The 16,486-nt window shown below is 70.6% G+C and carries 14 protein-coding genes; 6 read left to right on the forward strand and 8 right to left on the reverse strand.

Going from position 1 to position 16,486, the window contains the following annotated elements:
- Positions 1-88: 88 nt before the first annotated feature.
- Positions 89-895 (forward strand): isocitrate lyase/PEP mutase family protein, encoded by an 807-nt coding sequence (locus ACZ5CR_RS17755; protein ID WP_468858323.1) that lies wholly within the window; start codon positions 89-91, stop codon positions 893-895.
- Here the strand turns inward: ACZ5CR_RS17755 and ACZ5CR_RS17760 are convergent.
- A complete protein-coding gene (locus ACZ5CR_RS17760; protein WP_468858325.1) occupies positions 892-3,015 on the reverse strand; it encodes an MMPL family transporter in 2,124 nt (707 codons plus the stop codon). The genes ACZ5CR_RS17755 and ACZ5CR_RS17760 overlap by 4 nt on opposite strands.
- A gap of 142 nt (positions 3,016-3,157) precedes the next feature.
- Positions 3,158-4,561 carry a dihydrolipoyl dehydrogenase gene (gene lpdA, locus ACZ5CR_RS17765; RefSeq protein WP_468858327.1) on the reverse strand — a complete coding sequence of 468 codons (1,404 nt, stop codon included), beginning with the start codon at positions 4,559-4,561 and terminating at the stop codon, positions 3,158-3,160.
- 293 nt (positions 4,562-4,854) lie between these two features.
- On the opposite strand from lpdA, the gene ACZ5CR_RS17770 reads away from it, so the two are divergent.
- From ACZ5CR_RS17770 to ACZ5CR_RS17780, 3 genes are all read left to right on the forward strand, one after another.
- A complete protein-coding gene (locus ACZ5CR_RS17770; protein WP_468858329.1) occupies positions 4,855-5,703 on the forward strand; it encodes an SAM-dependent methyltransferase in 849 nt (282 codons plus the stop codon).
- A gap of 256 nt (positions 5,704-5,959) precedes the next feature.
- Positions 5,960-6,835 carry a TauD/TfdA dioxygenase family protein gene (locus ACZ5CR_RS17775; protein WP_468858792.1) on the forward strand — a complete coding sequence of 292 codons (876 nt, stop codon included), beginning with the start codon at positions 5,960-5,962 and terminating at the stop codon, positions 6,833-6,835.
- A gap of 59 nt (positions 6,836-6,894) precedes the next feature.
- Positions 6,895-8,127: an epoxide hydrolase family protein gene (locus ACZ5CR_RS17780; protein ID WP_468858331.1), complete on the forward strand. Its 1,233-nt coding sequence runs from the start codon at positions 6,895-6,897 to the stop codon at positions 8,125-8,127.
- A gap of 21 nt (positions 8,128-8,148) precedes the next feature.
- Here ACZ5CR_RS17780 and ACZ5CR_RS17785 read toward each other — a convergent pair whose 3' ends face one another.
- Entirely contained in the window at positions 8,149-8,679 is a 531-nt protein-coding gene (locus ACZ5CR_RS17785; RefSeq protein ID WP_468858333.1) for a GNAT family N-acetyltransferase, read from the reverse strand.
- Positions 8,680-8,770: 91 nt separating this feature from the next.
- Between ACZ5CR_RS17785 and ACZ5CR_RS17790 the strand changes: the two genes are divergently transcribed.
- Positions 8,771-9,157: a YunG family protein gene (locus ACZ5CR_RS17790; RefSeq protein WP_468858335.1), complete on the forward strand. Its 387-nt coding sequence runs from the start codon at positions 8,771-8,773 to the stop codon at positions 9,155-9,157.
- A gap of 40 nt (positions 9,158-9,197) precedes the next feature.
- Here ACZ5CR_RS17790 and ACZ5CR_RS17795 read toward each other — a convergent pair whose 3' ends face one another.
- From ACZ5CR_RS17795 to ACZ5CR_RS17815, 5 genes are all read right to left on the reverse strand, one after another.
- Positions 9,198-10,412, reverse strand: coding sequence for an RNA polymerase sigma factor (locus ACZ5CR_RS17795; RefSeq protein WP_468858795.1), 1,215 nt, complete (start codon positions 10,410-10,412; stop codon positions 9,198-9,200).
- Positions 10,413-10,480: 68 nt separating this feature from the next.
- Positions 10,481-10,831: a YciI family protein gene (locus ACZ5CR_RS17800; protein WP_468858337.1), complete on the reverse strand. Its 351-nt coding sequence runs from the start codon at positions 10,829-10,831 to the stop codon at positions 10,481-10,483.
- Between the two features lie 163 nt (positions 10,832-10,994).
- Positions 10,995-11,963 carry an aminoglycoside phosphotransferase family protein gene (locus tag ACZ5CR_RS17805; RefSeq protein WP_468858339.1) on the reverse strand — a complete coding sequence of 323 codons (969 nt, stop codon included), beginning with the start codon at positions 11,961-11,963 and terminating at the stop codon, positions 10,995-10,997.
- 336 nt (positions 11,964-12,299) lie between these two features.
- Positions 12,300-12,689, reverse strand: a complete 390-nt coding sequence (locus tag ACZ5CR_RS17810) for a subtilase-type protease inhibitor (RefSeq protein WP_468858798.1) — start codon at positions 12,687-12,689, stop codon at positions 12,300-12,302.
- Between the two features lie 357 nt (positions 12,690-13,046).
- A complete protein-coding gene (locus tag ACZ5CR_RS17815; RefSeq protein WP_468858341.1) occupies positions 13,047-15,491 on the reverse strand; it encodes a polysaccharide lyase 8 family protein in 2,445 nt (814 codons plus the stop codon).
- A 147-nt stretch (positions 15,492-15,638) separates the two neighbouring features.
- On the opposite strand from ACZ5CR_RS17815, the gene ACZ5CR_RS17820 reads away from it, so the two are divergent.
- Positions 15,639-16,322 carry an alpha/beta fold hydrolase gene (locus ACZ5CR_RS17820; RefSeq protein WP_468858343.1) on the forward strand — a complete coding sequence of 228 codons (684 nt, stop codon included), beginning with the start codon at positions 15,639-15,641 and terminating at the stop codon, positions 16,320-16,322.
- Positions 16,323-16,486 lie beyond the last annotated feature (164 nt).

Consider the following 16,486-nt stretch of genomic DNA (forward strand, 5'->3'; position numbering starts at 1 on the left):
GGAAGGACGTCTCCGGTAGCCGTCGCGGCCCCTCGCCCACCAGGACGTTTCGGTGGTCGCCGAATCGACGCGCGGCTACGGTCCGGGCATGACCTACGCACATCGAGCCGATCAGTTCCGCGCCCTGCACCGCGCCGGTGAGCCCCTGCTGCTGCCCAACGCGTGGGACCACGCCTCCGCCGCCGCGCTCGCCCACGGAGGCTTCCCCGCGATCGGCACCACCAGCCTCGGTGTGGCGGCCGCCGCCGGCAAGGCGGACGCCACGGGCGGCACACGGGAGGAGACCCTGCGCCTGGCCCACGGCCTGGCCCGGCTGCCCGCACTGGTCACCGTGGACATCGAGGGCGGCTTCAGCGAGCGGCCCGATGAGGTCGCGGCGCTCGCGGTGGAACTGGCCCGGGCAGGCGTCGTGGGCGTCAACATCGAGGACGGGCGCCCGGACGGGACGCTGACCGGCACGGCACAGCAGTGCGAGCTGATCCGCACCATCAAGGAGACCGTCCCCGCCCTGTTCGTCAACGCGCGCACGGACACGTACTGGCTGCGCGCCGGGGGAGCGGGGGAGACCGAGCGCCGGGCATCGGCCTACCAACTGGCAGGTGCTGACGGCCTGTTCGTCCCGGGCCTGCAGGACGAGGAAGTGATCGGTGGCCTTGTCGCAGGGGTGCTCGACATCCCGCTCAACATCCTCCACGCGCCCGGCGCCCTGACCTACCGGCGCCTCGCGGAACTCGGCGTGCGCCGGGTGAGCAGTGGCTCGCTGCTCTTCCGCGCCGCTCTGCACGCCGCCGTCGGGACGGCACGCTCGATCGCCCGGGGCGGCGCCGTGCCGGAGGACCTGCCTTCGTACGCTGACGCCCAGGCGCTCTCCGCGGCCTATGGCGAGGAGGGCTAGGCCCCCGGCTTCTCGTTCCCCTCGCCCTTCTCGTCCCCGTGCCCCGGCCACCACGCCGCGTGCCCGATCAGGGCCGTCAGCGCGGGTGTGAAGATCATCGCCATGACGAAGGCGGCGATGAGGATGCCGAAGGAGAGGGAGAAGCCCATCTGGGAGAGCGTCGAGTTGCCCGCGAGCATCAGCGTCGCGAACGTACCCGCCAGGATCACGCCCGCCGAGCCGATCGTCGGGCCGGAATGGCGCACCGCCGTGCCCGCCGCGTCGTGCGGGGTGCGGCCCTCGCGTGCCTCCTCGCGCAGCCGCGACACCATCAGGATGTTGTAGTCCGTGCCGAGGGCGACCACGAACAGATACATGATCACCGGCAGCATGAACATCAGCCCGGGCTGGCTGCCGATCTGCTGGAAGAGCAGCGAGGTCGCGCCCAGGGTCGCGCCGAAGCCGAGGGCGACGGACACCATCAGGTACCAGGGCGCCACCAGGCTCCGCAGGAGCAGGCCGAGGATGACCATGATGGCGAGGGCGGCCACCGGGAAGACCACCGAGTAGTCGCGGTCCACCGCCTTGTTGATGTCGACGTACACCGCCGTCGTCCCGCCGACGAGCGCCTCGGTGCCTGCCGGAGCGTCCTCGTGGGCGGTCGGGCGCAGCCGGTCCTTGACGGTCGCAAGGGCCTTGTCGGAGGCGGGCGGGTCCGTGAGGATCACGTCGAACGACGCCGTCGTGCCGTCCGGGTTCATGCGGGGAGCGGAGACCTCGCCCACGCCCCGGACGTCGTCAAGCTGCCCCCGGAAGGCGGCTGTCCGCGCTGTGGGGAGCGGGCCGTCGTCGGTCGAGGTGAGGTAGACGGAGGTCGGGTCGGTGGAGCCCGCCGGGAAGCCCTTCTGGAGGTTCTCCAGGGCGACCATCGACTCCTTGTCCTTGGGCAGCGAGGAGCCCGCCAGGTCGAAGTTGGCCCGGTAGCCGAGGGCGCCAAGGGTGAGAGCGCCCATGAACACCGCCGACACCAGGGCCCAGACAGCGGGCTTGCGTGCGATGGACGCGCCAAGGCGCGCGAATCCGGTGCCCTGCGGCTCCCGCTGCCACGACTTCGACGGCCAGAACACCTTCGTGCCGAGCAGCGAGACGACGGCGGGGACCAGCGTGAGCCCGGCGAGCAGCGTCACGAAGACCGCGATGGCCAGGGCGGGCCCCATCGACCGCAGCATGCCGAGCGAGGAGAGCGTGAGGGCGGCGAACGCGACGATGACGGCGCCCGCCGCCGAGGTGATCGCCTCGCCGACCCGTTCGACGGCGTGCACCATGCCGCCCTTGGGATCCTCGCCCGCCCGCAGGGCCTCTCGGTAGCGGAAGAGCAGGAACAGGATGTAGTCCGTGCCGACGCCGAACAGGACGACGGTGAGCAGCTGCTCGATGGAGGAGTCGGCCTTCATGTCGAAGGCCTTGTTCGCGGAGGCGATCAGACCGGTCGCCATCGGCGAGATGAGGCCGATCAGGACCACGGGGAGCAGCGCGATGATCGGGCTCCGGAAGATCACCAGGAGCAGCACGATGATGATCACGATCGTGCCGACCCCGACGAGCAGTCCGGCCCGCTCCGACGCGTCGCTCTCGTCGAGCGCCTGCGCGGCGGATCCGGTGATCCCCGCGGACAGGTCCGTGCCCTTCAGCTCGGGCTTGAGATCGGACCGCAGGTCCTTGACCGCGTCCTGCTGTGCGGTGTCCTCGGGGTTGGTGAGCTTCGGCATCGCGACGACCGACGTCCGCACGAGTTTGTTGGGCGAGACCGCGCCGGGCACGACCGCCTGCACCTCGGGGATCTTCTTGGCCCGCAGGTCCTTGGAGATGCGGGTGACGTCCGCGGAGTCGGCCGCCGTCAGCTTCCCGCCGTCGGAACGCTGGAAGACGATGATCGCGCCGACGTTCTGCTGTTCGGGGAACTCCGCTTCCTGTATGTCCGCCGCGCGGATGGACTCGTAGTGGTCAGGAAGGAAGCTCGCCTCGTCGCTGCTCGAGGTGAGTTTCGGCGCAAGGGAGATCACGGCACCGGCCGCCACCACCCACGCCAGAATGATCCACCACGGGCGACGGACCACGAATCGGCCCAGGCCAGAGAACATCGGCTGCTGCCTCTCCCTCGCCCCCGAGGCGTAACAGATGCGTTCCGACCAAGGATCTTCCGGACCGGGCGACCCCGCCACTTGAGCCGTTCGGCGCAGCGGCGGGGCGCGCCCGCGGACGCTTGGGGGCGCCCGTGTGCCGTCAGAAGTTGATCATGTGCCCGGCCAGGCCGTGCACCGCTTCCTTGACCGCCTCGCCGAGCGTCGGGTGCGCGTGGACGTTGCGCGCGACCTCGTGCACCGTCAGGTCCCACTGCTGGGCCAGGGTCAGCTCGGGAAGCAGTTCGGTGACGTCGGGGCCGATCAGGTGGGCGCCGATGATCTCGCCGTACTGGGCGTCACTGATGATCTTGACGAAGCCGACGGTGTCGCCGAGGCCGTGCGCCTTGCCGTTCGCCATGAACGGGAACTTGGCGACCTTGACGTCGAAGCCCTTCTCCTTCGCCTGTGCCTCCGTCCAGCCGAAGCTGGCGATCTGCGGCTGGGAGTAGGTGGCGCGCGGGATCATCGGGTAGTCGAGTTCCATCGTCTCGGCGCCGGAGAGGGTCTCCGCGGCCACGACGCCCATGGACTCGGCGGTGTGCGCGAGCATCAGCTTCGCGGTGACGTCACCGATGGCGTAGATGTGCGGCACGTTCGTCCGCCCCCGCCCGTCGATGTCGATGGCGCCGCGCTCGGTCAGCGCCACACCCGTCGCCTCCAGGCCGAAGCCGGTGACGTTCGGGGCGAAGCCGATGGCCTGCAGGACCTTGTCCGCCTCCAGGACCTCCTGCTTGCCGTCCTTGCCGGTCACGGTGACCTTGACCTGCGGGCCCGACTCGTCGATCGACTCGACGCGGGTCGAGGTCCGCACGTCGATGCCGAGCTTGCGGTACTGCTTGGCGAGCTCCGTCGAGACGTCCGCGTCCTCAAGGGGCGCGATGCGGTCCAGGAACTCGACGATCGTGACCTTCACGCCGTAGTTGTGCAGGACGTAGGCGAACTCGATGCCGATGGCGCCCGCGCCCGCGATCACGATGGACTGCGGCACGCTGTCGGCGAGGATCTGCTCCTCGTACGTCACGACCCGCTCGGAGCGCCGCGTGCCGGGCAGCAGCTTCGGCGTGGCGCCCGTGGCGATGACGCAGTTCTCGAACGTGATCGTGTCCGTGGTGCCGTCCGACTTGGCGACCTGGAGCGTGTTCGCGTCGAGGAACGTGCCCCGGCCGTCGAACTCCGTGATCTTGTTCTTCTTCATCAGGAAGTGGACGCCCTTGACGCGGCCGTCCGCGACCGTGCGGCTGCGGTTGAACGCCTCGCCGTAGTCGAAGGACACATTGCCGTCGACCTTGATGCCGTACGTCTTCTGCTCGTGCGTGAACAGATGTGCCAGTTCCGCGTTGCGCAGCAGCGCCTTGGTCGGGATACAGCCGACGTTGAGGCAGACACCTCCCCAGTACTTCTCCTCGACGACCGCTACCCGCTTGCCCAACTGGGCGGCGCGGATGGCGGCCACATAGCCGCCGGGTCCTGCTCCGAGCACGACGACGTCGAAGCGGTCTTCCATGGGGAGGTCCTCTCTGGTGGTGCGTATCGGGTGTCTGGTGGTGCGTATCGGGCGGTACGTGACTCGCGCACGTCCGATCATGCGCCATCCGGCCGCCTCGCGGGCGGTCGGGTGTCCGATGTCATGCCGCCCGCCCCTGGCCGTGTCCTCAACCGCCCCTGTGGGCAAGCCCGTTGGTGATCGGTACCGGGTTCACCCGGCCGTGGGCCCCGGGATAGTGTCGCTGTGACGGAGCAGCAACCCATGTCCCTGTGAGAAACCCATATCCCTCTGGGAGAGGTGGAGAACGCACTGTGGCCGCAGACGACCTGTCGATAAGAACGTCCATCCCCTTCGACGTGCCGACGTCGGCACGTGCCTACGGCTGGATGCTCGGAGGCAAGGACAACTACGCGGTCGACCGCGAATTCCTGTTGCGGACGCTGCCCGACTTCCCCGAGTGCGTCGACATCGCCCGGCAGAACCGCGAGTTCCTGTTCCGCGTCGTGCGTCATCTGACCGAGGCGGGGATCCGCCAGTTCATCGACATGGGCTGCGGTCTGCCGACCGACGACAACGTCCACCAGGTCGCGAGGCGCTTCGCACCGGACACCCGCGTCGTCTACGTGGACATCGACCCGATCGTCCTCGCGCACGGCAGGGCGCTGCTCGCCGACGACTCCACCACCACTGTCATCAACGGCGACATGCGCGACCAGGACGCGATCCTGGAGCACCCCGACATGACCCGCCTCATCGACTTCGACGAGCCGGTCGCGGTGCTCTTCCTCTCGGTGGTGCACCACCTCACCGACGCCGACGGCCCCCGCCGCGTGCTGCGCACGATCATCGACCGTGCCGCCCCCGGCAGCTACCTCGGCCTCTCGCAGGTCGTCGCCGACGACCCGGCCCGCGGTGCCGCGATGACCGCGCACATCTCCGGCGGCGGCGTTCCCTGGCAGACCCGCACCCCGGCCGAACTCGACACCCTCCTGAACGGTCTGGAGCCGGTCGAGCCGGGCCTGGTGAACCTGGTCGACTGGCGCCCCGACGCCGACCAGCCCCCGCTCGCCCCGGTCCACGAGGACCTGGCCCCCTACCTGGGAGCCACCGAGCAGAACAAGGGGATCTACGAGTACGGGGGTTTGCTCCGCAAGGCATAGCCATACACAATGGTGTGCATGATCCAGCACCTGACCGCCGCCGTGAGGACCTTCGGGGTCCCCTGGCGTCGTGGGTGCGAGCGATCGGGTCGCTAGCTGCCCGGGAATCCGTTCCCGACTGTCCGGAGTTCCGCCTCCGTGACGCCACCCGTTCACTCACAACTGAAGGATCACCATGACTGTGGTTTCTCCCGCGACCGCGGCTTCCCCCGCCGTCGCCCCCACTCTCCGCGACGCCCGCGTCCCCGCCGACGGCATGTACGAAGGCCGCCGCACCCTGCGCCGCGTACCCGAAGGCTGGGAAGAGCGTCCCTACGAACTGATCGACGTCGTCCCCCAGGGGCGCCTCATCGGCGCCGAGATCCGCGGCGTCGACCTCGCTGAGCCGCTGACACCCGCGCTGCGCGAGGAGCTCAATCGCGCCCTCTTGGAGTGGAAGGTCCTCTTCTTCCGCGGCGCCGACATCACCTCCGAGCAGCAGCGCGCCTTCGCCCTCAACTGGGGCGACCTGGAGACCAATCCGCTGCTCGCACGGGGCTCGGCCGACGACGTCGTGCGGTTCGACAAGGGCGGCAGCGGCATCCCCACGTACGAGAACGTCTGGCACGCCGACGTCACCTTCCGCGAGAACCCCGCGCTCGGTGCCGTCCTGCAGCTGCGCGAGGTGCCGCCGGTCGGTGGCGACACGATGTGGGCGGACATGGCAGCCGCGTACGACAACCTCCCCGACGAGGTGAAGGCCCGCATCGACGGGGCCCAGGCGGTGCACGACTTCATCCCCGGCTTCATCCGCTTCTACGGCCCCGAGAAGCTGATCCAGCTCCAGGAGCAGTTCCCGCCGGTCACGCACCCCGTGGTGCGCAGGCATCCGGAGACCGGGCGGAAGATGCTCTTCGTGAACACCTCCTTCACGACGCACATCGTGGGCATGGAGCGTGCGGAGAGCGACCGCCTTCTGAGCTACCTGGTCCGGCAGGCACAGGTCCCGGAGTACCAGGTGCGGTTCCACTGGCAGGCCGGTGACGTCGCCTTCTGGGACAACCGCTCCACCCAGCACTACGCGGTCGACGACTACGCCCCGCACCGCCGCGTGGCCGAGCGCGTCGCGATCGCGGGAGACCGCCCGTACTGAGCAGGGCTGAGCAGTACTGCCCAGCCCTGAGACCCGTCCTCGTCTTCGGAAGGACCTTCATGGCAGCCGCAGAGCGCTTCCCGCTGACGCCCGAGCCGATCCACGTCCCCGACGCGGTGCTCGACGACCTCAGGGAGCGACTGCGGCTGACGAGGTGGCCCGACGACGTCGGCAACGACGACGGGTACTACGGCGTCCGCCGCGGCTACCTCCAGGAGTTGGCCGACCACTGGCTGCACCACTACGACTGGCGCAAGGCCGAAGCGGCGATCAACTCCTACGAGCACTACCGGGTCACGGTCGACGGCGTGCCGGTGCACTTCATGCGCAGGCCCGGCGTCGGCCCCGCCCCCACCCCGCTCGTCCTCACGCACGGCTGGCCCTGGACCTTCTGGCACTGGTCCAAGGTCGTCGACCGGCTCGCCGACCCCGCCGCGTTCGGCGGTGACCCGGCCGACGCGTTCGACGTCATCGTCCCTTCCCTGCCGGGCTTCGGCTTCTCCACGCCGCTGCCCGACCACCCCGACATGAACTTCTGGAAGGTCGCCGACCTCTGGCACACCCTGATGACCGACACGCTCGGCCACGAGAAGTACGCCGCCGCCGGATGTGACGTCGGCGCCCTCGTCACCGGTCAGCTCGGCCACAAGTACGCCGACGAACTGCACGGCATCCACATCGGCTCCGGCCTGAAGCTCACCCTCTTCAACGGCGACCGGGGCTGGGACCTCAGCGGCGGACAGCCGATCCCCGAAGGTCTTTCCGAGTCCGGGCACCGCCAATTCCTCTCCCTGGAACGGCGGTTCGCCGCCCACCTGGCTGTGCACGTGCTCGGACCGAGCACCCTCTCCTACGGGCTCAGCGACTCGCCGGTCGGTCTGCTCGCCTGGATCCTCGAACGCTGGGACAAGTGGAGCGACAACCACGGCGACGTGGAGAGCGTCTTCTCCAAGGACGATCTCCTCACCCACGCCATGATCTTCTGGGTGAACAACGCCATCGGAACGTCGGTGCGTTACTACGCCAACAACAACCGCTACCCCTGGACGCCCTCGCACGACCGCAGGCCGGTCATCGAGGCGCCGACCGGCATCACCTTCGTCGGCCACGAGAACCCGCCCGGTGTCACCACCACCGAGCAGCGCGTCGAGAGCTGGCTCGCCGGCGACCGCGCCGACTGGTACCACCACGTCAACCTCACCGCGCACGAGAGCGGCGGCCACTTCATCCCGTGGGAGATCCCCGACGGCTGGGTGGACGACCTGCGCCGCACCTTCCGCGGCCGACGCTGAGGCGTTGTCACTCCACGTCGCTCAACGCTCAAGCACCCGCTGCCACGTGACCTCGCCGTCCTGCCACTCGTCCGTCGGGGAGAGCCCCGCGGCGGTGGCGACGGCGGCCGATGCCCGGTGGTCCGGGTGGACGTGCGCGATGATGCCGCGCACGTCCGGCTGCCCCGTCAGCCAGCCGACGAGTCCGCGGGCCGCCTCCACCGCGATGCCCCGCCCCTGCCAGGGAGTCCCCACCACCCAGGCGATCTCGGCGACGAGGTCGCCGCTGCCGTCGGCGCCGGGTACGACCGTCGCCTGGACGGTCCCGGCCAGGCAGCCCTCGTCGCGCAGCCGCAGCACCCAGTTGCACCAGGAGACCTCCGGGTCCGGGGCCCCCGCGGTCATCCGCCGGTAGCGGGCACGCAGGGCCTGCGGATCGTCGGGAGCGCCTCCGATGAAGGCATGCAGCCCCGGATCGGAGAGCACGACGGCCATCTCGTCCGCGTGCTCGACCTCAAGAGGTACGAGGACGAGGCGGGCGGTGCCGATCTCCTGGGCGAGGACCGTGGGCATGGATGACTCCTTGGGCGGACCGGTGCGGCCGGGCGGGGCGAGAGGTGCGGCAGGGGCAGGACTGTCAGTGGTGGCTGCGAGTATCCAGGCCATGAACCCGATCCACCTCACCGACCTCGAAGAAGCCGTGCGCGGCAGCTGGGGCCCTGACACCTACCCGTCGGACTCCTCCCGCCCCTGGCCCCCCGACAACCCGGCCCGCGGCCAGTGCGGCGTCACCGCGCTGCTCCTCCAGGACCTCCTTGGCGGCGAGTTGATACGGGGCGAGGTGCGTGTCGGCGGCGAGTGGACCGACCATCACTGGTGGAACCGTCTCGGCATGGGCCTGGAAGTCGACCTCACCCGCGAGCAGTTCCGCCCGGAGGAGATCGTCAGTGCGGGAATCGTCGTCCCACGCCCCGCGCAGATCAACCGCCTCCGCGAGGAGTACGAGTTGCTGCGCGGCCGCGTCCTGGAGAAGCTGGGCGGCCCATGGTGAGGCAGGAGACGCCCCGTCCCGCGGTCACGTGACTGTCGGTTCACGCGCCGGGCACGTCCTGGCGGCGGCCGAGCAGGAAGGCTCGCTCGGCGGCGTTCTCGGTGCGGGCGAGTGCGGCGTCGTAGGCGCGGGCCGCTTCTTCGGTGCGGCCCAGGCGGCGGAGCAGGTCGGCGCGGATGGCGTGGAAGAGGTGGTAGCTGTCGAGAGCGAGCTCGTCGACCAGGGGCAACGCCTGGGCGGGGCCCTTGACTTCGGCCACCGCGACGGCGCGGTTGAGGGCCGCGACCGGGCTCGGGGCCACGGCCAGGAGCTGGTCGTACAGCTGGAGGATCTGGCCCCAGTCGGTGTCCGCCGCGGTCGGCGCGTCGCTGTGCACGGCGTTGATCGCGGCCTGGATCTGGTACGGCCCAGGACGGTCGCGGCGCAGGCAGCGACGGACGAGCGCCTGTCCCTCGGTGATCAGCGCCTGGTCCCACCTGCCTCGGTCCTGGTCGGCGAGGAGGACGAGCTCGTCGTCCGCGGTGGTCCTGGCCGCCCGCCGCGACTCGGAGAGCAGCATGAGCGCGAGCAGACCCAGGGCCTCCGGCTCGTCGGGCATCAGCTCGGTCAGGAGCCGTCCCAGGCGGATCGCTTCGGCGCAGAGATCATCGCGGACGAGCGCGTCCCCCGCACTGGCCGTGTGCCCCTCGTTGAAGACGAGATAGATGACGGCGAGCACCGCGCGGAGCCGCTCCGGCAGATCGGCTTCGTGGGGGATCCGGTACGGGATGTGCGCGTCGCGGATCTTTCCCTTGGCCCGCACGATCCGCTGGGCCATGGTCGCTTCCGGCACCAGGAAGGCACGCGCGATCTCCGTGGTGGTCAGGCCGCCGAGGAGCCGCAGTGTGAGGGCGACCCGCGCCGCGGGGGCGAGCGCCGGATGGCAGCAGGTGAAGATCAGACGCAGTCGGTCGTCACGCACGGGTCCCTCCCCGGCCGGTGTCTCGTGGGCGTGCAGCAGCGCGGCCTGCGCGTGCCGGTCCTCGCGGGACGACTCCCTGCGGAGGCGGTCGATCGCGCGGTTGCGGGCGGTGGTGATGATCCAGCCCGCCGGGCTCGGCGGCAGTCCGGTGGACGGCCACCGCTGCACCGCCGTGGTGAACGCTTCCTGGACCGCCTCCTCGGCGATGTCGATGTCGCCGAAGACGCGGACCAGGACGGACACCGCGCGCCCGTACTCCGCGCGGAAGATCCGCTCGGTCACCTCGGACGTGATCCGCTCGGTCACCTCGGACGTGTCCCGCTCGGTCACCTCGGACGTGTCCCGCGGGGCATCCGACGCCACTAGCGGGATCCGTGCTGCAGCGGCCTGACCTCGATGGGCAGGGTGATGGCACGGGCCACCTTGCGCCCCCAGGCGAGCGCCTCGTCCAGATCGGCCGCCTGGATGACGGTGAATCCGCCGAGATGCTCCTTGCCCTCGACGTACGGGCCGTCGGTCGTGAGCACCTCGCTGTCCTTGAGCCGCAGCACGGTCGCCGTGCTCGGCGGGAAGAGGCCCCCGCCGAAGACCCAGGCGCCCGCCTCCCGGATCTCGGCCTTCACGGCCTCGAGGTCGCGCACGATCGGTTCGAGGACCTCCGGCTCCGGTACGTCGCCGTCGGGCTGATAGATGCTGAGCAGGTACTGATTCATGGCTGCCTCTCCTGGCGGATCGCCCCGGGGCCGGCCCGGTGCCGACCTCTCACTGTCTATACGAACGGCGACCGGACGGATCGACATGCCATCGATTTGCCATCGACACGCCCTCGACAGGGCCGAGCAAGTTCCGCCGGATATTCACGCCGCGCGCTCTCGGCTAGCGGCCGGAGATGATCGCGTCGAGATGCCGCAGTGCCGCCGTCACCCTCGCCGGATCGTCGAAGAACGGGTCGTCCGGGACGGGCAGTGACCCCGCGAGGGCGAGCCCGCGGCCCCGCGCCCACGTAGCGTCGTCGACGTCGACCGCCGCGCGGAAGGCGCCGCGGGCCTCGTCCGGGAGAAACAGCCACGCGGGCAGCAGGTCCACCGCGGGGTCGCCCACGGCCAGGGTCCCGAAGTCGATGACGGCGCTCAGCCGGCCGTCGACCGCCAGGAGATTGCCGGTCGCGAGGTCTCCGTGCACCCACACCGGCGGACCGTCCCACGCGGGCGCCGCGAGAGCCGCCTCCCACACGGCGGTCACCGCGTCACTGTCGACGATCCCCGCCGCCTTCAGCTTCGCGATCTTGGACCGTACGAGGGAGTCGGCGAACAAGGAGTCGCACTCGGTGCCCACTCGTTCCCCGCGGAAGGCGTTGCTGAGCCGTGGGCCCGGACCGCCCGCGGGGTCGATCCGCCGCAGCGCGGTCACGAACCCGGCGAGGTCGGCCGCCGCCCCGAGCGGATCGGCGAGGGAGCCGGTGGTCGCGGTCTCGCCCTCCAGCCACCGGTAGACGGACCAGGGGAAGGGGTAGCCCTCGCCGGGCGCGCCCTTGCCCAGCGGCTCGGAGACGGTGAGCGGCAGCTGCGGGGCGAGCCACGGCAGCCACCGCTGCTCCGCCTCCACCTGTCCGACCCAGCGGCGGTAGCGCGGCAGCCGTACGGACATGTCGTCGCCGAGCCGGTACGTCGCGTTGTCCATGCCGGACAGCGGGACCGGAGTCAGCGGCAGGTCCGCCCACTGGGGGAACTGCGCCGCGAGCAACCGGCGGACCAGGTCCACGTCGATGGACGGGTCCCGATCGAGCGCGTGATCGGCGTCGAGTTCGCGGGCGACGTCGCGTTCGTCGGGTCGGTCCGATGACATGGGTGCAACCCCCGTTCATGGACAGCGGCCTGGGGGGGGGGGGGGGGGGGGGGGGAAGAGAGGGGGGGGGGGGGGGGGGGGGGGGGGGGGGGGGAGGGGGGGGGGGGGGGGGGGGGGGGGGGGGGGGGGGGGGGGGGGGGGGGGGGGGGGGGGGGGGCCGGACGCCCCCCCCCCCCCCCCCCCCCCCCCCCCCCCCCCCCCCCCCCCCCCCCCGCCCCTCCCCCCCCCCCCCCCCCCCCCCCCCCCCCCCCGCTGTCGTGGATGTCGAGGCCTCATCCCACCGTCAGGGCCGAGGCCGCGTCCACTCATTTACCCCCGGTCGCGGGGCGGACGGGTTCAGAACGCGAGGGCCGCACCCTCCGCGACACTCGCCCGCATCTCGCAGCTGTTGCCGAAGGTCGTGGACCACGCGACTCGTCTGCCCTGCCACACACCGTCGACGGTGACCACCACGGGCTTCCACTCCTTCGTGCAGACCATGCCGGACGGCTCGCCGACCAGCTGGGCGAACTCGCCGTTGGTGGCGAGCAGTTCCGCGCAGGCGGCGGACGCCGAGGGGTGGCTCCCCGAGGCCTTGGGCGTACAGGTCAGGGTCACGGCGCGTTGCATGGTCGCGGTGTCCGCTTCTTCGCCCTGGCCGACGGCGAGGACCAGCGACGAGGGCGCGTAGAGGCCGGCGGGGGCGGCCTTGGACTGGGCGACCGCCGTGCCAGAGGTTCCGGACATCACGCAGGCGGCCACGACAGCGGTGGCGCCCACCGTCTTGAGGAAGAAACGCACGTCAACTCTCCTTTGTTGCGGGGGATTTCCTGACTTTCTGCTTGCAGACGGGAGTTTTGCCGGTGCGGAGAGTGATCACCAAATGTGTGGTCGATTTCCGGATGCCTGTGTCCGCTCAGCGGTCACCGCATGACCGTTCGGGCAGCTCAGGGCGGATGATGGAGGTGCGGGGGAGGCGGATGAAAGGTGTCCAACATGTGGACCGGAGGGAATGGTGCAAGTAAGAACAACCGTCTGACCTGCAACGACAGTTGATCTGATTTTCTACCGGAATCCAGGGTCGACCGGAAAGCATCGGTGCTACTAGCTGCTGCCCAGCTTGACGCTGATCCGCTGACCGACCCCCTTTGTGCTGCTGAGGTCCCCGAAGGTCAGCTTCAGGGAGGCACCCGTGACCGCCGACGTGACCGTGGCGGGCTTGGCCGTCACCGCGGACACGGCGCGGTTCCAGGTGAGCGTCAGGGAGGTCCGCGCGCGCATCGGGTCGCTGACGCAGATGACCGCCGTGCCGTCGCTCTTCTCGCTGATCTGCACCGAGCAGGGCGCGCTAGCGGTGAGCTTGCCCGCGGTGCCGCCGAGCCAGAAGTTGACCCCGGTGAAGCCGAGCGAGGGCACGGAAACCCCTTGCTGACTGTCGGAGTTGACCAGGACCTGAAGCCATCCGGTGTCCGCCGACCGGGCCGCCGTCTGCGCCGCGCTCGCGCCCGGCATCAGGACGTAGGCGTACGTCCCGTTCGTGGGGGCGGTGCCGTGGTCGACGTACATCGTGAGGTACGTGCGGGCGAGCGCGGTCGTGGCGCCGCCCTTGTTGATGTCGCTCCACTTGCCGGTGCGCTCCTCGCGCAGCGCCTTCACCGCCGCGCCGCCCGGGAAGACATAGCCGCCGTGGCCCCCGATGTGTGCCCACTTGGCGCCGGTGAGGCTCGCGGACCAGGGGGCGGTGGTCGGCTTGGTGACGCCGTCCACCTGGAAGGGGGCGGTGCCCGTCGGGCCGAGGTTGCGGTTCTCGACGGTCGTCTCGACCGCGGTGCCGTCCGTGCAGACGATGCCCGCGCCCAGGCAGACGATCGCGTCGTCCAGGCAGAACCAGGACTTCTTCGCGCGCAGGGTGCTCTGCAGGCCCTTCACGTACTGCCCGATGGCGGCACGTTGACCGTCGCTCGCGCCGCCCACCCACTTCACGTCCGGCAATGACGCGCCCCAGTCGCCACCCGCCGCGTCCGCGAGCGCCTTGCGCGACGCCGTGATGCCGGGCAGCCGGTACGGGTCGACGGTGGGCCAGAAGGCGTCGCTGTACTGCCCGTTGGCGTAGGTGTCGCCCCACCAATAGAGCATGCCGGAGCCCGTGTGCCAGCCGCGCAGATTCTCGCCGTTGCCCGTCTCGTAGTACGTGATGCGGGGATCGGCCATGCTGATCGAAGCCGCCCAGCCGGGGCGCCGGTGTGTGGCGCGGGCCATGTTGGGGAAGATCCGGTGGCCGGTGGGCTCGGCGATCGGGCTCACCGAAGCGTCGTCCTCGACCCCCTGGAGACGGGCCAGGCCTGTCAGGCCGAGCGAGGAGTCGCTCAGCGGCGGGCTGTAGTAGTCGCGCCGCATCCAGCCCTTGACCAGACCGCGCCAGCGCGCGTTCTCTGCCGGGCTCGCACCCTGACCGAGCAGCACCACGGCGGACATGATGGGGTGGCCGCGCCGATGGTCGTCGGCCTGCGTCTTGGTGGCGTCGGAGGCGGCGAGGCCGCGGCTGATGGCCCGGCCCGCGACGCCGTCCATGACGAGGCCGTTGTAGATGAACGGGGCCCACGCCTTCTCCACGGCATCGAAGACGATCTGCTTCTTGGTGTCCGTGACCTCCCAACTGGAGCCGCGCAGCAGGGAGAAGAGCATGCCGAGCCCGCCGAGCATCACCGATCCGTACGACCCCGTGTAGGGCACGGTGGTGTGCTGGACGAACGAGCCGTCGGTGTAGAGACCGTCGCCGGTCGTCACGTACGGGAAGACGGGGGAGAGGGCGTCCCTGGCCAGCGCGATCTTCGCGGCATCGGCGCCGACGACGCCGCGCAGCGCGAGCACCCGGCACAGGTCGACACGGTTCGCGCCGGTGCTCGTCCCGGTGTAGCTGCCCACCGCCGAGTCGGGCACGAAGTGGTCCACGGCCTTGCAGTAGTTGGCCACTTGGGTCGCCGACAGCTGGTCGTACATCAGCACGCAGACATCGAGGAGGCTCTGCGGGGCGCCTATCTGCCAGCTGTACCAGTTACCGAACCGAGCCTGGTTCGCGTTGTAGACCTGCGAATGGAGATGGTCGAGGCCGGTGAGGATGTCGGCCTTCAGACCCGCGTCGCCGGTCAGGCCCGTCCCCTCCTGCCGGTAGGCCTGGGCCATGGTGCTGAGCCTGCTGTAGCCGGTCACCACGTTCGCCGAGTAGCCGTACGACTCCTGGTCGGTGTCCGGGTCGGGATCCGCGTACGAGGCGTCCGGCCACAGGGAGCCCGTGGCCGGAGCCATGGTGGCGCGCAGCTCTCTCGCGGTGGCGCCGAGTGCGGCGAGGCGGCTCTTGAAGGGCTCGGCCGTGGGCGAGAACCCCTCGCCGAGTATCAAGGTGCGCCACGTGGCGCGCAGCGCCGCGTACTCGTCGGCAGCCGCCGCCGCTCCCGCCTCGTCGGAGGGCAGCAGCCCCGAGGCCGTCAGGGCGAGAGCGGAGCCGCCGGTGGTGAGCAGGAACGCACGGCGGGACCAGGGAGAGTGCATGGGGTCTCCGATGGTGGAGGTGGGGGAGAGGCAGGGCGAGCGGATGGGCGCGCGAGTTCCGCGGGAAGCTTGAAAGAGCAAGCGCTTTCTAGCATGGGTCCAGGCCACTGCTCAATGGGTCGGGCCATGCGCTGTAGCGTCAGGGCCATGAACGATCACGCAGTGGTGGATGTGGGCGACGTACGCCTGGCCTATCGGACCTGGGGCGACTCGTACGGAGCGCCCGTCGTGCTGCTGCACGGGCTCGGCGGCTCCTCGGCGACCTGGGAGCAGGTCGGGCAGGTGCTCGGCGAGGAGTGGCGGGTGTACGCGATTGATCTGCGCGGGCACGGGGAGAGCGACTGGCCGGACGAGTACTCGGTCGAGCTGATGCGGGACGACGTGCTCGGCTTCCTGGACGAGCTCGGCCTCGACCGCGTCGGCGTCGTCGGCCACTCCATGGGCGGGGTCGTGGCGTACCTGCTCGCCGAGGATCACCCGGACCGCGTCGAGCGTCTCGTTCTGGAGGAGACGCCGCCGCCCTATCCGCGCGACATGGTCGACGCTCCCCGCCCCGACGAGGCCATCGACTTCGACTGGTCCGTGTCCCCCGCGGTCCGCGCCCAGATCTTCGACCCGGACCCGGAGTGGGCCGAGCGGCTCGGTGAGATCGTCGCTCCGACCCTGATCGTGGCGGGCGGCCCGGACAGCGGCATGCCGCAGGGGCGCATCCCCGACATGGCGACGGCGATCCCCGACTGCCGGATGATCACGATCCCGGTCGGGCACTCGGTGCACGAGGGGAGCCCGCAGCAGTTCGCGGAGCAGGTCAGCGAGTTCTTCACCAGCTAGTTCCTCGGCGAGTTCCTCGGCTGGTTCCTCAACTGGTTTCTCAACAGATGGCGGTGGGGGGGGGGGGGGGGGGACCCCCCCCCCCCCCCCCGGGGGGGGGGGGGGGTGCATCCCCCAGGGGCACCCACCCCAGAAACCGGCGTGCCGGGCGCTTCCTCCCCCTC

The organism is Streptomyces sp. NPDC031274, from assembly GCF_055570235.1.

Bases quoted from the DNA above. Each gene is read 5' to 3' on its own strand.
- ACZ5CR_RS17820 (WP_468858343.1), top strand. From the start codon at position 15,639: ATGAACGATCACGCAGTGGTGGATGTGGGCGACGTACGCCTGGCCTAT.
- lpdA (WP_468858327.1), bottom strand. From the start codon at position 4,561: ATGGAAGACCGCTTCGACGTCGTCGTGCTCGGAGCAGGACCCGGCGGC.
- ACZ5CR_RS17810 (WP_468858798.1), bottom strand. From the start codon at position 12,689: ATGTCCGGAACCTCTGGCACGGCGGTCGCCCAGTCCAAGGCCGCCCCC.
- ACZ5CR_RS17790 (WP_468858335.1), top strand. From the start codon at position 8,771: ATGAACCCGATCCACCTCACCGACCTCGAAGAAGCCGTGCGCGGCAGC.
- ACZ5CR_RS17805 (WP_468858339.1), bottom strand. From the start codon at position 11,963: ATGTCATCGGACCGACCCGACGAACGCGACGTCGCCCGCGAACTCGAC.
- ACZ5CR_RS17760 (WP_468858325.1), bottom strand. From the start codon at position 3,015: ATGTTCTCTGGCCTGGGCCGATTCGTGGTCCGTCGCCCGTGGTGGATC.
- ACZ5CR_RS17780 (WP_468858331.1), top strand. From the start codon at position 6,895: ATGGCAGCCGCAGAGCGCTTCCCGCTGACGCCCGAGCCGATCCACGTC.
- ACZ5CR_RS17755 (WP_468858323.1), top strand. From the start codon at position 89: ATGACCTACGCACATCGAGCCGATCAGTTCCGCGCCCTGCACCGCGCC.
- ACZ5CR_RS17800 (WP_468858337.1), bottom strand. From the start codon at position 10,831: ATGAATCAGTACCTGCTCAGCATCTATCAGCCCGACGGCGACGTACCG.
- ACZ5CR_RS17775 (WP_468858792.1), top strand. From the start codon at position 5,960: ATGTACGAAGGCCGCCGCACCCTGCGCCGCGTACCCGAAGGCTGGGAA.
- ACZ5CR_RS17815 (WP_468858341.1), bottom strand. From the start codon at position 15,491: ATGCACTCTCCCTGGTCCCGCCGTGCGTTCCTGCTCACCACCGGCGGC.
- ACZ5CR_RS17785 (WP_468858333.1), bottom strand. From the start codon at position 8,679: ATGCCCACGGTCCTCGCCCAGGAGATCGGCACCGCCCGCCTCGTCCTC.